This window comes from Nitrospirota bacterium, from assembly GCA_040756155.1.
Lineage (GTDB): Bacteria > Nitrospirota > Thermodesulfovibrionia > JACRGW01 > JBFLZU01 > JBFLZU01.
The window spans coordinates 1-14,806 of record JBFLZU010000056.1; the positions used below are offsets into that span (position 1 = coordinate 1).

Genomic DNA, 14,806 nt, shown 5'->3' on the forward strand with positions numbered 1-14,806 from the left:
TCCCTAAAGACCAATTTCCAATAGGTGACCCTGATGAAGAGCTAATAATGGGGCAGCGTGCATGGAGGAGATGGAAAGAATATTTCTGTGTTAAGAGACGGTATGTGGGCAAAGCGGCGCTATAAACCACAGTCCAGCGAATTGCATTTCGCTGTGGTTTTGAAATGAACATTTAAGAAGTTGTTAGTAGCATTAAATTTAAGCTCAGCGTGCACTTTGGTGCCCACAATAATATAGAAAGGAGGGATATTATGTTTCGAGGCAAAATGTTTATTATTGTTTGGCTTGCGCTTTTTGCAGCTGGAATCCTGTTTACCTTTGTTAACCTATCCCAGGCACAGAGTAAATATCCTAATCGTCCTATTGACCTCGTTGTGCCCAGTGGACCTGGAGGAGGTGCCGACCAGTTGGCCCGTTTGATATCTCCACTCTTTGAAAAGCAACTCAAGGTTCCCTTTCCTGTCTCCAATTTGCCTGGAGCTGGAGGAAACGCCGCCCTCATGAAAGTAAAAACTGGTAAGTAAGGCTGATGGGTATACAATGTCAGTTTATATGGGGCGAGTCGTCTGCTCATGGGCTACTGTGGGACTCGGAGACTTTAAAATTGATGACTTTGTATGGCTTTCCCGTCTGATCAAGCAAGATTCTGCCTTCTTTGTGCCATATAACAGTCCAATTAAGGACGCTCGTGACCTAATCAGGATCGCTCTAAGGAAAAGCCACTGAAAGTAGCCATTCACGGGCATGGAAACCTGGACGATATATCTGTCCGTTTTCTGAATGCTCAGGGACTTAAACTTATCGGTGTGCCCTTTGCCAAACCTGCCGAGCGCTATGCCGCCCCATTAGGAGGGCATGTTGATGTTCTCTATGAAGAACCTGGGGATGTCAAGGCATTTTTGGACGCCAAGCAGATTAGACCGATTATGTTCTTTTCCAACAAGAGGTCAAAATTCTATTCCGATATCCCAACTACTTATGAACTGGGATACAAGATTGGTTTTCCAAACTGGCGGGGCTTGGTTGTGAAAAAAGGGACTCCTCCACATATGGTTAAGACTCTGGAAGACGCTCTGAAGAAGATAGTAGAGACGCCCGCCTGGCAAAAATACCTGAAGGATGAAATGGCTGAACCCGACAGTTATCTTGGACCTGAGGATTTCCACAAACGGGTGTATGAAGAGTTTGATATCCTTGATAAGTTTGCGAGGGATTATAAGCTAAAATAATAGTATGTCTAAATACTACCGGTCGTTGGTCACAAAAATTAGTGGTCAGGTACTTTTTCTCGTCATAAACATTTTTCTTTTTGTCCACGCTGGCTCTATACAGGCTCCGGGTAAACTGCCGGGACAGATGGGGCCAGCCACCTGGCCACGAGCAATCCTTTTGGCTTTGATCTTTTGCTCTCTGGTAAAGATTTACTACATATGGAAGGATAGTCGCATACCGACACCAGAGGAATCCACCGAGAAAATTATAGATATAGAAAACGGAGTATCTGTAGAGGAAGTGGTCGAAACCCAGAGAAATTGGAAAATTCTCGTAAGTGCTATCCTCTTGGTATTTGGCTTTGTATTAGCGATCAGTGTTTTGGGCTTCCCTCTGGGTTGTTTGATTTTCCTATGGGCTTTCACCTATCTGGGAGGATGGAGGAAGACGATTTACCTTCTATTTATTACGGTACTTGGGACCCTTTTTATTGCATTCCTTTTCGTCAAATGGGTTTATATTCCTCTGCCTAAAGGGAGATTCTTTTTCGATGATCTCACTATCGCGATTTACAAGATTCTGGGAATATTCTGATGCAATGGTAATCAAAGACTCTGAAGAAGGAATAGAATCAATGGTTTCAAGGGGTGAGTGTTATGGGTGATGTTGCTACATATCTTTTCAACGGCTTGATTGCTTCACTCCACCCGCTGAACATCCTGATGATATTCTTTGGATTAGCAATCGGCATGGTGGCAGGGGTTCTTCCAGGGATTACTATGGTCAATGCAATTGTTCTTGTCCTTCCCTTTACTTATTTTATGGACATTACTCCAGCCCTCCTGCTTATGATAGGGATTTATTGCGGTGGCTGCTATGCTGGGACAATTACAGGGATACTCTTTAACATTCCAGGAGATCCAATGAATGTCCCGCAGACATGGGAGGGATATGCCCTGAAGAAAAAGGGGTTAGGTTCTATTGCTCTGGGGGTGGCTATCACCACTTCAGCAATCGGCGGTCTGGCGAGCGGATTAATTATGACTTTCGCCTCTCCACCCTTTATTAAAATCGCACTTCAGTTCTCATCGGTAGAATACTTTGCCATTGTCTTCTTCGGGCTCACCAGTGTAGTAGCACTGGCCACCACCTCGGTGCTGGGTGCATTTATTTCAATGTTAATCGGGATGTTTCTTGCCACAGTGGGCGTAGATCCCCATTACGGGACATTTCGTTTTAGTTTTGGGACAGAGCTGCTGGAAACCGGGATTGATTTTATCATCGTGATGATCGGTCTTTTTGCCATCGGGGAAATCTTAGATATGCTCGAGACAGAAAGTTGTAAAGATATTACCAAGGAGACAACCGAGAAGGAGACAACCGAGAAGGTCAAAGTAAAAACCAATATGCCCAGACCCAAGGACCTCTGGCATCTAAGGGGTAGCATCAGCAGAGGGTTAGGGATGGGCACCATCATCGGGATGATTTCAGGTGCAGGGGCAGCTATTGCGGCATTTGTCACTTATGGGGTTGAACGCCAGGTTAGAAAGGCTCGTGAGAAATTTGGTTCAGGTAGCATGGCCGGGCTCGCCGCTCCAGAGACAGCGGCGAACGCCTCTACCGGAGGAGCGATGATGGCATTGCTGAGTTTGGGGATTCCCGGAAGTGCGGCTGCTGCTGTGATGTTGGGGGCTTTTAAGCTTAAAGGAATAAATCCTGGTCCCCTTCTTTTCGCTGAGAACCCTCACTTTGTATACACTATTTTTGTGGGATTTCTCCTGACCAACTTCATCATGATTTTCATGGGCATCGGAGCCGCCAAGGTTTTTGCTCAACTCCTCCGTGTGCCGTATGCCATCATGGCTTCTTTTATCGTAGTTTTCTGTTCCATCGGCGCCTTCGCTCTACGAAATGATGTGATGGACATATGGCTCGCTATGATTTTTGGGATTGTTGGCTATTTAATGAGGCGTATGAAGTTGCCAGTTGCCCCCATGGTTTTAGGTCTCATCTTAGGCCCCCTTGCAGAGGATTATTTTAGAGTTTCTATGACCATGCATCAAAACAACCTGTTGGTCTTCTTTACCCGACCCATCAGCGCAGTGTTCATGGTAATTTCCTTTGCCGATCTGCTCTATCCTTTACTTAAAGGTAAATTTCGCAGGCAAAAATCATAACCACCTATAAAATTAAAATACATACTTTGTATAAATGTTATAACGCATACCATTTTTACTTTTGGTTACGAGCCATTTAATAGCCTGGTGCTTCCTTTTCAGGCTTCTTTGCTGGTTCGGCTGGTTTTGCTGGCTCTTCCTCCTTCACAGGTGGTGGCGCTGGTTTTTCTTCTTTCTTTGGAGCACACCCGATGGAAAGGCTAAATGCTACTATCACCAATAAGGAAATTAACAATGCCATGATCCTCTTCAACTTAATTCACCTCCTTTCGAAAACCCTGCACTCAAACTTACTGAGCATCTACCTCAGAACTTATAGGTATCTGCAGATATTACCCACTAAACTGTTAATAATATTAAGCATAAGCTTGATTTTATGTCAGGTCTTTTGACTCTTGACCCTCGACTCCTAACTATTGACTTTTCTGCACTTCACCTACGCCTATAAATGGCACCGCTCCGCCACCTGTAACCTGAAGGAGAATTCCATTCCATTTCTCTATAGCCTTGAGATTGGCCTCCACCCTTCTAAGCTCTATAAGCTCTGGTGAAATATTTGCCCTCTGTAGCCTCAATGCCTCTGCCTCTGCCTTTGCTGCTGTAATCTTCTGCTCTGCCTCTATCCTTATCCTCTCCAGGTCCCTTTTTGCCTTTAGTGCAAGCTGTTCTGCTGTCTGTTTAGCCTCAATAGCCTCTGTAAAAGCCTTAGAGAAACTGAAAGAGACAATAGAAAATGCATCAACTCCTATGTTGTGTGCCATGAGTCTTTCAGCAAGGGTTGCTCTCATTGCCTCGCTTACTGCTGGTCTCTCTGTTATAAGTTGTTCTGCTGTGTATTTGGCTGTCACAGCCTTCATTACTTCTTGTATCGCGGGGTCTATAATACGCTCTTTAAAGTGTATCCCAATGGTTTGATAAACAATATTTGCTTTATCAGGTATTATATGATAGTTAAGCGCAACCTCTGAGCTCACCTCCTGAAGGTCAGACGAGGCAGCTGCAGCACCAGTCACCACCTTCTGAACCTTGACGTCCATTGGGACAACTCTCTGCATTATGGGTACCCTGAAATGTAGCCCTTCTCCAAGCACATTCTCCTGAACAGCACCAAAATTAAGGACAACCCCTCTTTCACCTGCTCCAATCTGAACCCATGGATGTAAAAACAGGAGAAACACCAGAATTGCTACAATAATCAGTATTAACCCCATAGGTCCTTTCTTCATTGCAGAGGTTATTTTCTCCTTAGCCATGTAAATATCTCTTTCATCCATTATACTACCTCCTTTAAATTTAGAGTCTGCTATGCAGACTCTTTAGACCTTGAAAATCAAGGTGTTGCTAACGTTTCCAATCCTTCTCCTCTCTTAGATATACCATCCTCTCTTCTGTTTTTACACCAGAAACCTCTTTAAATTAAACTGCTCAATGCAGGGTGTTACCCTGTCATTTACGGGTTACTTACTTATCTGGACAACCTCTTTTGTAGGAATTAAAAAACTAGGGATTCCTTTCTATTATGTCTATATACTATGAAAGGAATACAAGATTATCTAAACAAGAAGTGGTGAAAGCCCTGAAAATGACAGATAATAGCCATCCTCAGGAAGTGAGTTTATGGATTGAACTAAAGATATAAGAGGTTCTAAAGAAAAGAAAATGTTATTAGAAGAAAATACTGCGGTTACTGAGTGTGTTAACTTTACAATGGTATTTGGAGCTAACACGGCACATGGTTTTTTTATCATGAGATAAACATTAGATTGGCTGTTCTCATCATCTTTTTGTTGAAAAAAATTTAAAAAAACCAGTGCCCCTACAACCTGAATATTTTTTACATTATGCCTTGTTTTATAGCCAATTGAGTAATCTTCATTTAACCATTCTCCGGCATAACAAAGAGGAGATATAACATAGAGGGGAAAATAAATAAGAAATAAAAATTTAAAGAGATGTCTTTTTTGAAACGTCATAATTTATTACTATCATAAAAAACCATAAGAAGTCAACCAGAAAAGGGATCACCGACTATGAGATAACACCGAGGGCTGGGCTTTCGGTGTATGCGGAGTTTCTGAGGGGATTTGGGATAAAGGAACTTGTTGAAGTGCGTCATTTACCTGATCTGTCGAACCGACTTTTCAAGATTGGGACTTTTCAAATATGGCGAAGGAGAGGTACGTTCCGAAGAGGGGATTTGAAGGGAAAATCAGCATACTATTTGATATAGAGAGCGAAGGAGAGATAGAAATGCACGTTTAAAAGATTGCGCCTATTTAAAAAGCGCATTTCCGAGGCTAAAAAGGGAGTCCGTTAAATTCTATCAGCAGATTTGGCGGATAATAATCTCTTGAAGACAGGATTATTATTGTGAGATAATAACCCTTATGATTAAAAGGAGGATATATGTATGATATTAGGTGAGGTGCTCCCTTTATGGAGTATAATCCCATTTGTCGGGATGTTGCTTTCGATTGCCCTCTTCCCGCTTATTGCACCAAAGTTCTGGCACGATCACTTTGGAAAGATTTCAGCTTTCTGGGCTATACTCATAGCCATACCACTGTTGATTGTTTATAAAGGGATAGCCCTTTATGAACTCCTTCATATTATCATTGCTGATTATATTCCTTTTATCATACTCCTCTGGGCTCTCTATACAGTTTCAGGTGGGATACTTCTCAGGGGAACATTAAGAGGGACACCTGCAGTCAATACAGGTATACTCATTGTAGGAGTCATACTTGCATCATGGATGGGGACTACAGGGGCATCCATGCTATTGATTCGTCCCTTCTTGCGAGCAAATTCATACAGGAAGCACAGGTCATTTATGGTGGTATTTTTCATTTTCCTCGTGGCTAATATTGGAGGTTCCCTTACTCCCTTAGGAGACCCACCGCTTTTTCTTGGATTCCTTCATGGTGTTCCATTTTTCTGGACATTTAAGATATTACCCCATATGTTGTTAGTGGCTGGTATTGTATTGACAATATATTTTGTTTTAGATGCTTATTTCTATAAAAAGGAAGGAATCAAACCTCCAGATGAAGGAGAGGTTAATCAACCGTTCAAACTGGAAGGTCTGTATAACCTTCTTTTTTTAGGTGGAATAATTGCTTCTATATTGATGAGCGGCATTGTCAGATGGGGAGAGGTCTCAATATTAGGTGTGCACCGTGCTGTGCAGGATCTGGTGCGTGATGGACTTTTAATCATCATGGGCATACTTTCGTTGAAATTTACACCTCTGAAAATCAGAGAGGACAATGAATTCACATGGTTTCCAATCAAGGAGGTTGCATATCTCTTTATAGGTATCTTTGTGACAATGGCACCCTGCCTGCTTATCCTTAAAGCAGGAGCAAAAGGACAGCTTGCATTTCTCACAGAGGGAATAAATGAGCCTCTTCATTATTTCTGGATTACCGGCACCCTCTCAAGTCTCCTTGATAATGCACCTACCTATCTGACATTTTTCAGTGCAGCCATTGGTCGATTCTATCCCGTGATGCCAGAACCCCAAGCTGTTTCGCTCTTAATTAGCGAAAATGCCATCTATCTAAAGGCTATTTCAGCCGCTGCAGTCTTCTTCGGAGCAAATACATATATAGGGAATGCACCGAACTTTATGGTCCGCTCAATAGCAGAGGAGTCAGGCACACCGATGCCAAGTTTTTTGGGTTATATGATAAAATATTCCATACCTATGCTGGTGCCGGTTTTTATTTTAGTAACCTATATTTTCTTTATCTGAGAGGAGATACCCATGAAAATAGAAAAGATTCTCTTTACAACAAAGTTCAGAGAACTTACATTTAACGCCCTTGAATCCCTTTTTGTGCTTAAAGATGCAGACCTGAAAGAGGTAGTTCTGAGTTATATCATCCCGAGGGAAGATGTGGCATTTGTCCCCTATGGAGGCTACCTGAAGAAGGAAGAGGAGAGACTCAGGGAGGAGACAAGGATGAAGTTTGAAGATTGGCAGAAGGCACTATCAGAGAAAGGCGTAGATAGTAAGATTATAATAGAGGTTGGAGAACCTGTACCCAAGATTCTTTCGATTGCAGAGAGAGAAAAAGTTGACCTTATTGTCGCAGGTAGAAAGAAAAGGACGGTAGAAAAGCTTCATCTCGGTTCCTGTACGCTCGAAATCCTCCGTCGTAGTCCTATTCCAGTCCTCGTTAATAAATATATGGTTCAGTTTGAATGGGCTGGTGAGATAGTTACCCGAATAAATGACCGCATTTTCGATAAGCCTTTGATAGCAACTGATTGGTCTGAACCATCAAATAGGGCTTTCGATTTACTGTTATCCCTTAAAAATGTAGTTAAAGAGGCTGCTATCTGCCATGTGATTGGTGAAAAGATTTTAAAGGGTAAAGATAAATCAGAATTATATCGTCTCGAGAATGAAAATACCGAGAGGCTGGAAAGATACTGTAAGATCTTAAGAAATGCAGGGATTAAAGCAGAATTTCATCTGTCATCTGGTGACACGACTTCTGAAATCCTGCGTATCGCAAGGGAATTGAGAGCAAGTATGATAATAGTTGGAACAACAGGAAAAGATCGACTCCATGAACTACTGCCTGGTAGTGTTTCACATCGCATAGCAGATATATCAGAGCTTCCAACTCTACTTGTGCCATAGAACCTTTCTATGGTAGACTTAGATTATGAAGGATAAGTTTGCTCGACTTAAAGGGATGTTATCAGAGATGGGCAGTGTGCTCATCGCATACTCTGGTGGTGTGGATAGCACATTTCTCCTGAAGGTTTCCCATGATGTTCTTGGCGATAGGGTTCTTGCAGTGACTGCAATCTCTGAGACATACCCTGAAGGTGAAATTCAAAGGGCAGTAAGGGTAGCCACAGGCTTTGGTATCAGGCACAGGATTATAGAAACAGAGGAACTTTCAAACGAGTCTTTCTCGAGTAATCCTCCCGAGCGCTGTTATTATTGTAAGGGAGAACTCTTTACCAGACTCATTGATATAGCAAGACAGGAAGGTATCGCATTTGTAATAGATGGTTCTAATCATGACGATACAGGTGATTTTCGTCCTGGCATGCAGGCTGCGAAGGATCTCGGCATAAGAAGTCCTTTAAAAGAGGTTGGGCTTACAAAAGAAGAGATAAGGGTACTTTCAGCGGAGATGGAGATTGAAACATGGGATGCCCCTTCATCTGCCTGTCTTTCATCCCGTTTTCCATACGGTATGAGCATTACAAAAGAGGCTCTCAAAAAGGTGGGGGCTGCAGAATCTGCAATGAGACGACTCGGGTTCATTCAGTTCAGGGTTAGGCATTACGGAGATATTGCACGGATAGAGGTAGAAAAGAGTGAGATACCAAAATTTGCTGATGAAGACCTCAGAAAGGAAGTAGTCTCTGCTATTAAATCTGCCGGGTATACTTATATCTGTCTTGATCTTGAGGGGTATAGAACAGGTAGTATGAATGAAGTTCTGAAGACTAAAAGAGTGAATTGCTAATGTAAAATTATTTTCACTTGCATTAGGGAGGTCTTTATGATATTTTTAATAAAAGAGTGGGTATTCCCACTCTTTTATTTTTAATGAAAATGATGACTGAAGGCACAAACGAAGCTATCATCAATAGAGTTGGTAACATTATTACCCCGATACTCGACGGTATGGGGATAGAGCTTGTTGAGATTGTATGCCAGAGAGCTAAGAGAAGATGGCTTCTGAGGATATTTATAGATAAAGAAGGCGGTGTTACCATAGATGATTGTGAACAGGTAAGCAGGGAGGTGGGTGCTATCCTTGATGTGGAAGACATTATACCTGCATCATATATACTTGAGGTATCCTCTCCTGGGCTCGATAGGGCTTTGAAAAAAGCAAAGGACTATAAGAGATATATGGGAAGACTTGTTCGGATAACCACAAGTATCCCTGTAGAACAACAAAGGTTCTTCGTAGGAAGGATAACAGCAGTCGAAGGCGATGAAATAATAATCGATACGGGTAAGCAGACAATTAAGATACCTTTTAATATAATCAAAAGGGGGAGTCTTGAGGTAGAATTCGGAGGTATCCGATAGATGAATCGTGAACTAATCAATGTTATCGAGCAGATAGCAAAAGAGAGAGGGATATCCAAAGAGACCCTTATATCTACCCTTGAGTCTGCACTCCTTTCTGCAGCTAAAAAAAGATATGGCTCAATACAGGATATGGAAATAACAATAGACCCAAAGACTGGAGCTATTGATGCCAGAAAGATAATAGATGGAGAACCAGTTCCTAATGTTGATTTAAAGGATCTGGGGAGGATAGCTGCACAGACAGCCAAACAGGTTATAATACAGAAGGTAAAAGAGGCTGAGCGTGCGGTTATCTACAATGAGTTTAAAGACAAGGTCGGGCAGGTTATAAACTGTGTGGTTCTAAGGCAGGAAAGGGGGAGTTATATTGTTGACCTCGGTACAACAGAAGGGATACTCCCACAGAGGGAACAGATGCCAAGAGAGGTATATAAGCGAAGTGATAGGTTCAGGGCATACATCATTGATGTTAAGACATCTTCAAAAGGACCACAGATAGTCCTTTCAAGGACACATCCCTCTTTTGTTGCAAAACTCTTTGAGATGGAAGTCCCTGAGATATATGAAGGGATTGTTGAGATAAAAGGTGTAGTTCGTGAAGCCGGAGATAGAACAAAGATAGCAGTCTATTCTAAAGACCCATCTGTGGATCCTGTAGGGGCATGTGTAGGAATGAAAGGGTCACGTGTGCAGGCAATAGTAAGGGAATTAAAAGGAGAAAAGATAGATATTATTCCATGGATAGATGACCCAAACATACTTATAGCAAAGGCGCTGAGCCCTGCTGTTGTCGAAAAGGTTGGTATAAATGAAGAGGAAAAATCTGCCCTTGTTGTTGTTTCAGACCAGCAACTCTCTCTGGCAATAGGGAAGAAGGGGCAGAATGTCAGGCTGGCTGTAAGACTTACAGGATGGGACATAGATATAATGAGTGAGTCAGAATATGAAAAAGTAAGGAAAGATGAATTAGATAAAGAGGTATCTGCTGCGATTTCAGAGGAGAGTGTTGACGCAGAATAAAAGATACAGACCCATCTACCATGATCTCCAGACACCGATTCAGTATGCACGAGGCGTAGGACCGAAGAGATCTATCCTGTTGAACAGGCTCGGTATAAAAACCATCAAGGATGCATTAGACTATCTTCCATGGCGATATGAGGATAGACGGATGCTAAAAAACATTGCATCACTGCAGTGGGGTTCAAAAGAAACTGTATCAGGGATAATAAAGTCGGCAAATCTAATTATCACGCCAAGGAGAGGATTCAAAATCTTTGAGGTTATCATAACAGATGGGACAGGAGTTCTCAGGGCAAAGTGGTTCAACCAACCTTTTCTCAAGAAGGTTCTCACCACAGGCTCACGGGTAATACTCACAGGTGTTGTCAGAGGTTATGGCGGTGGAGTTCAGGGCTTTCCCCATAGGGGAGAGGCTGGTGAAAGGGGATTATTTATTTTTTATGAAATGGATAATCCTGAATATGAGATTATCGAAGGAGACGATGACATACTCATACATACAGGGAGGATTGTGCCTGTATACCGTGTTACAGAAGGGCTTTCGGTAAGACATCTCCGTTCAATAATGAGAGGGATAGTAATGCTCTATGCCAGCCACCTACCAGAACATCTCCCTGATTATATAAGGAAAAAGTATAATCTTCCGATTCTTTCTGAGGCTTTCAGAGAGGTTCATTTTCCGGAACATGAATTGGATATAAATCTGTTGAACAACAGTGCCACAATGGCGCACAAAAGGCTTATATTCGATGAACTTTTCCTCCTTGAACTTGGACTCGCACTAAAAAAGAAGAAGACGAGCATTGAAGAAAAAGGTATAAGATTCGATATACAGGAAAGACTGACTAAAGGATTTATTGAACATCTGCCATTCAAACTCACCGATGCACAGCAGAAGGTATATGAAGATATTAAGAAAGATATGTCATCACCTCATCCTATGAACAGGCTTATCCAGGGTGATGTGGGTTGTGGCAAAACGGTCATTGCATTTCTCTCAATGCTAATAGCTGTAGAGAATGGTTATCAATCAGCATTGATGTCACCTACAGAGATACTTGCGGAACAGCACCTCTTTAACTTAAAGAAGTGGCTCAGAGACCTCGGAATCAATGCGGTCTTACTTACAAGTGCCCTGAAAGGCAAAGAAAGGGAAATGGCATTAAGAGATATTCAAGACAGTAAGACGGACATTATCATAGGGACTCATGCCCTTATACAAGAAGGGGTGGTATTTAAGAGGCTCGGTATAGCCATTATAGATGAACAGCATAGATTTGGAGTCATGCAGAGGGCCACACTGAGGAAAAAAGGGCTAAATCCAGATGTTATTGTGATGACTGCGACCCCTATTCCACGAACACTGGCACTTACCCTCTATGGCGATCTGGATATATCGGTGATAGATGAACTCCCTCCAGGAAGAAAGAATGTAATAACAAAGTTCTTCTACGAAAATCAGCGCAAGTTTGTTTACAAACTGTTAGAAGAAGAACTAAATAAAGGAAGACAGGCATATGTGGTTTATCCGATAATAGAGGAGTCTGAGAAGGTAGACCTCAAGGCGGCAACAGAGATGGCAGAACATCTGGCGAGAGATGTCTTTCCTTCAAAAAGGGTTCAGTTACTTCATGGCAGGATGCGGTCTGATGAAAAGGAATCTATTATGAATTCTTTCAAAATGGACGAGATAGAGATTCTTGCGACCACGACAGTCATAGAAGTAGGTGTGGATGTGCCCAATGCATCTGTCATGTTAATAGAACACGCAGAACGTTTCGGTCTGGCTCAATTACATCAACTCAGAGGGAGGGTTGGAAGGGGTGATTACCAGTCTTACTGTTTTTTGATGGCATCACCACCACTCTCAGAAGACACTAAGAGAAGACTTAAAGTAATGACAATGACCAATGATGGGTTCAAGATTGCAGAAGAGGACCTCTCGATAAGGGGTCCAGGAGAATTCTTCGGGACTAAACAATCAGGACTACCTGATTTAAGGTTCGCAAGCATTGTAAGAGATGTCAGGATACTTGAGGATGCCCGAAGAGAGGCATTCAGGCTTGCCGAAGAAGACGCCGATTTTAAAAATCTACTCCATAAGGGAATAAAGGAGGCACTGCAAAAGAAGTGGGAAGGAAGGTTAGAACTTATCAAGATAAGTTAATATTAGACTTTTCTTTCATACCCTGATATACTTGTTCTGAAAATGCACAGCTTATTTCAGAATTGGTTAGCGTAATGTTATTCTGGGATCGCATAAGAAAAAGTATCATTGATGCCTCAGGAAGCATAAAAGAGTATGCAAAGTTAATCGCTGAGCGTTTGACTATAGAAGTTGGTGTTTTTAAACTCTCGCAGAAAAAGGGGCGGATACAGAGAAAAATAACAGCCGCATACCAGAAGATAGGTGAGAGGATTTATATCCTCACTGAACAGAAGGAAAAAAACATACTCAAAGATGCAGATGTTACCGCATGGATTGAAGAGATTAAGTCTTTAAGACTCGAACTTGAACGATTGCAGAAAGAGATTCAACTTATCACTACATATAAAGTCAATGACTCGTAGAGTTGAGGAATGCCCCTCTTTATCTATATTGCAATATTCGCCTTCGGGGCTGTTGTAGGAAGCTTTCTTAATGTATGTATATATCGCATGCCGAGAGGTGAATCTATTATATCTCCTCCATCGCATTGTCCTTCATGCGGAGATAAGATTCACTCCTATGACAATATACCTATCATCAGCTATCTAATTCTTAAAGGGAGGTGCAGGTCATGCAATCAGGCCATATCACCTGTATATCCTACAGTCGAATTACTCAACGGTATTTGCTATGTTATTATTGCATCTATCTTTAGACCGGCCGAAGCGGTCATCTACTGCATCTTTATCTCAGCACTCATAGTTATAACATTTATAGATTTAAAACACTGGATAATCCCCGATAGGATAACGCTTCCGGGCATAGCAGTAGGACTGGTTACTGCATCCACCATACTGCCAGTTGGATTTAAGAGCTCCATTATCGGTGCTGTTCTTGGTGGTACCTTATTCTATCTTATTGCTGTCTTCTCTGGTGGGATGGGTGGAGGTGATGTCAAATTAATAACGATGATAGGTGCCTTCCTTGGATGGAAGGGAATGCTCATAACTATATTCGTTGGATCACTTATCGGTGCGGTCGTAGGAATCAGCCTGATGATATTTAAGGGGTTTGGACGAAAATCGCCGATTCCTTTTGGACCGTTTCTCTCTTTAGGTGCTATTATTGCACTCTTCTTCAGCGACCGCATCGTGAGGCTCTATCTGCATCTGGTTTGAAAGACGAAAGATCAATTCCCCCATCTCTTAAAAAGGCTGTTTTCTATATGGAGGGCATCGAGGACCTTTCCGACGATGAAGTCTATCATATCATCAATGATCTTCGGATGATGGTAAAAGCCAGGCATAGCAGGGATGATATATACACCGAGTCTTGCGAGAGTGAGCATGTTTTTAAGATGTATTGCATTGAGTGGCGTCTCCCGCGGGACGATTATAAGTTGATTCTTCTCCTTTATTATCACATCAGCCGCCCTCTCTACGAGGTTGTTTGCATAGCCATTAGCCACACCTGAAAGGGTCTTCATCGAACATGGTATGATAATCATCCCATCAACCTTTACCGAGCCACTGCTTATCGGTGCATGGAGGTTATCCTCGTAAAAAAACAAGAGTTCACCTTCTTTTATCTCTGTATCTTTTTTTATCTTCCTTGCTACCCTTTCTTCAGAGCCGCACCAGTTGTATCCGACCTCATCCTTTATGATAGAGAATCCCTCTTTTGTAATGGTCAGATACACCCTATGTCCCTCCCTCATGAGATACTCCATAAGCCTTATTCCATAAATGCTTCCACTTGCACCTGTAATGGCTATAGTATATGTCTTCATTCTCTGCCTTGCCTTTTAAGGCTGTTGGTGATAAACTTTATCATAACTTTGAGGCAAAAGCCAAGAGATTTGAAAGTCTATGACTCGTAGAGAGGTATACCAGAAACTAAAGAACACTGCCCTTGACTCTGGTGCGGTTGCCTTTGGTGTGGGATATATAAATGACCTGAGGGGGCATTTTGATAACCTTCCAGAGTCTCTTACAGAGGGACTTATTAACGGTATATCTATAGCGGTGAAGGTATCTGATCGTGTGCTCGCTGAGATAGAAGACCACCCCACAAGATTCTATCTACACCATTACAGGACGCTTAATGCCCTCCTTGACCAGATAGCGGTAAAGATAGCAACATTCATCCATACAAGTGGCTTTGACGCCC

18 protein-coding genes are annotated in these 14,806 nt (G+C 42.2%); 14 read left to right on the top strand and 4 right to left on the bottom strand.

Translation table 11 applies throughout. From position 1 onward, the window contains the following. Positions 1–251 precede the first annotated feature (251 nt). The 5 genes from AB1488_05640 (at position 252) to AB1488_05660 (ending at position 3,389) form a co-directional block, all read left to right on the top strand. Positions 252–524: a hypothetical protein gene (locus AB1488_05640; GenBank protein MEW6409579.1), complete on the top strand. Its 273-nt coding sequence runs from the start codon at positions 252–254 to the stop codon at positions 522–524. Between the two features lie 16 nt (positions 525–540). Next, complete coding sequence (locus tag AB1488_05645; protein ID MEW6409580.1) at positions 541–726, top strand: hypothetical protein; 186 nt, start codon at positions 541–543, stop codon at positions 724–726. A gap of 35 nt (positions 727–761) precedes the next feature. Continuing rightward, on the top strand, positions 762–1,229 hold the full coding sequence (locus AB1488_05650; protein MEW6409581.1) for a tripartite tricarboxylate transporter substrate-binding protein: 468 nt from the start codon (positions 762–764) through the stop codon (positions 1,227–1,229). Positions 1,230–1,233: 4 nt separating this feature from the next. Beyond that, positions 1,234–1,806 (top strand): tripartite tricarboxylate transporter TctB family protein, encoded by a 573-nt coding sequence (locus AB1488_05655; GenBank protein MEW6409582.1) that lies wholly within the window; start codon positions 1,234–1,236, stop codon positions 1,804–1,806. 62 nt (positions 1,807–1,868) lie between these two features. After that, entirely contained in the window at positions 1,869–3,389 is a 1,521-nt protein-coding gene (locus AB1488_05660; GenBank protein MEW6409583.1) for a tripartite tricarboxylate transporter permease, read from the top strand. 76 nt (positions 3,390–3,465) lie between these two features. Here the strand turns inward: AB1488_05660 and AB1488_05665 are convergent, their stop codons facing one another. From AB1488_05665 to AB1488_05675, 3 genes are all read right to left on the bottom strand, one after another. After that, positions 3,466–3,642, bottom strand: a complete 177-nt coding sequence (locus tag AB1488_05665) for a hypothetical protein (protein ID MEW6409584.1) — start codon at positions 3,640–3,642, stop codon at positions 3,466–3,468. 160 nt (positions 3,643–3,802) lie between these two features. Further along, positions 3,803–4,663: a prohibitin family protein gene (locus AB1488_05670; protein MEW6409585.1), complete on the bottom strand. Its 861-nt coding sequence runs from the start codon at positions 4,661–4,663 to the stop codon at positions 3,803–3,805. 279 nt (positions 4,664–4,942) lie between these two features. Continuing rightward, positions 4,943–5,362 (bottom strand): hypothetical protein, encoded by a 420-nt coding sequence (locus tag AB1488_05675; GenBank protein ID MEW6409586.1) that lies wholly within the window; start codon positions 5,360–5,362, stop codon positions 4,943–4,945. 431 nt (positions 5,363–5,793) lie between these two features. Here AB1488_05675 and AB1488_05680 point away from each other — a divergent pair, with 431 nt between their 5' ends. The 8 genes from AB1488_05680 to AB1488_05715 all read left to right on the top strand — a co-directional run bounded on the left by AB1488_05680 (position 5,794) and on the right by AB1488_05715 (position 13,815). After that, positions 5,794–7,146, top strand: a complete 1,353-nt coding sequence (locus AB1488_05680; GenBank protein ID MEW6409587.1) for a sodium:proton antiporter — start codon at positions 5,794–5,796, stop codon at positions 7,144–7,146. Between the two features lie 12 nt (positions 7,147–7,158). Then, positions 7,159–8,043 (top strand): universal stress protein, encoded by an 885-nt coding sequence (locus AB1488_05685; protein MEW6409588.1) that lies wholly within the window; start codon positions 7,159–7,161, stop codon positions 8,041–8,043. Positions 8,044–8,068: 25 nt separating this feature from the next. Beyond that, positions 8,069–8,887, top strand: coding sequence for an ATP-dependent sacrificial sulfur transferase LarE (larE, locus tag AB1488_05690; protein ID MEW6409589.1), 819 nt, complete (start codon positions 8,069–8,071; stop codon positions 8,885–8,887). Between the two features lie 83 nt (positions 8,888–8,970). Continuing rightward, positions 8,971–9,462: a ribosome maturation factor RimP gene (gene rimP, locus AB1488_05695; protein MEW6409590.1), complete on the top strand. Its 492-nt coding sequence runs from the start codon at positions 8,971–8,973 to the stop codon at positions 9,460–9,462. Then, positions 9,463–10,485 carry a transcription termination factor NusA gene (gene nusA, locus AB1488_05700; GenBank protein MEW6409591.1) on the top strand — a complete coding sequence of 341 codons (1,023 nt, stop codon included), beginning with the start codon at positions 9,463–9,465 and terminating at the stop codon, positions 10,483–10,485. Further along, complete coding sequence (gene recG / locus AB1488_05705; GenBank protein MEW6409592.1) at positions 10,469–12,655, top strand: ATP-dependent DNA helicase RecG; 2,187 nt, start codon at positions 10,469–10,471, stop codon at positions 12,653–12,655. Before nusA ends, recG begins: the two co-directional genes overlap by 17 nt. A gap of 74 nt (positions 12,656–12,729) precedes the next feature. Then, positions 12,730–13,059: a hypothetical protein gene (locus tag AB1488_05710; GenBank protein ID MEW6409593.1), complete on the top strand. Its 330-nt coding sequence runs from the start codon at positions 12,730–12,732 to the stop codon at positions 13,057–13,059. A 9-nt stretch (positions 13,060–13,068) separates the two neighbouring features. Beyond that, positions 13,069–13,815: a prepilin peptidase gene (locus AB1488_05715; GenBank protein MEW6409594.1), complete on the top strand. Its 747-nt coding sequence runs from the start codon at positions 13,069–13,071 to the stop codon at positions 13,813–13,815. Positions 13,816–13,826: 11 nt separating this feature from the next. On the opposite strand, the gene AB1488_05720 is transcribed toward AB1488_05715, so the two are convergent. Continuing rightward, positions 13,827–14,426, bottom strand: coding sequence for a flavin prenyltransferase UbiX (locus AB1488_05720; GenBank protein ID MEW6409595.1), 600 nt, complete (start codon positions 14,424–14,426; stop codon positions 13,827–13,829). Between the two features lie 79 nt (positions 14,427–14,505). On the opposite strand from AB1488_05720, the gene AB1488_05725 reads away from it, so the two are divergent. Further along, a partial coding sequence (locus AB1488_05725; protein MEW6409596.1) for a hypothetical protein occupies positions 14,506–14,806 on the top strand: 301 nt, incomplete at its 3' end.

Coding starts and splice junctions, on each gene's coding strand:
- AB1488_05640 (MEW6409579.1), top strand. CDS start 252: ATGTTTCGAGGCAAAATGTTTATTATTGTTTGGCTTGCGCTTTTTGCA.
- AB1488_05645 (MEW6409580.1), top strand. CDS start 541: ATGTCAGTTTATATGGGGCGAGTCGTCTGCTCATGGGCTACTGTGGGA.
- AB1488_05655 (MEW6409582.1), top strand. CDS start 1,234: ATGTCTAAATACTACCGGTCGTTGGTCACAAAAATTAGTGGTCAGGTA.
- AB1488_05660 (MEW6409583.1), top strand. CDS start 1,869: ATGGGTGATGTTGCTACATATCTTTTCAACGGCTTGATTGCTTCACTC.
- AB1488_05670 (MEW6409585.1), bottom strand. CDS start 4,663: ATGGATGAAAGAGATATTTACATGGCTAAGGAGAAAATAACCTCTGCA.
- AB1488_05675 (MEW6409586.1), bottom strand. CDS start 5,362: ATGACGTTTCAAAAAAGACATCTCTTTAAATTTTTATTTCTTATTTAT.
- AB1488_05685 (MEW6409588.1), top strand. CDS start 7,159: ATGAAAATAGAAAAGATTCTCTTTACAACAAAGTTCAGAGAACTTACA.
- larE (MEW6409589.1), top strand. CDS start 8,069: ATGAAGGATAAGTTTGCTCGACTTAAAGGGATGTTATCAGAGATGGGC.
- rimP (MEW6409590.1), top strand. CDS start 8,971: ATGAAAATGATGACTGAAGGCACAAACGAAGCTATCATCAATAGAGTT.
- nusA (MEW6409591.1), top strand. CDS start 9,463: ATGAATCGTGAACTAATCAATGTTATCGAGCAGATAGCAAAAGAGAGA.
- AB1488_05710 (MEW6409593.1), top strand. CDS start 12,730: ATGTTATTCTGGGATCGCATAAGAAAAAGTATCATTGATGCCTCAGGA.
- AB1488_05715 (MEW6409594.1), top strand. CDS start 13,069: ATGCCCCTCTTTATCTATATTGCAATATTCGCCTTCGGGGCTGTTGTA.
- AB1488_05720 (MEW6409595.1), bottom strand. CDS start 14,426: ATGAAGACATATACTATAGCCATTACAGGTGCAAGTGGAAGCATTTAT.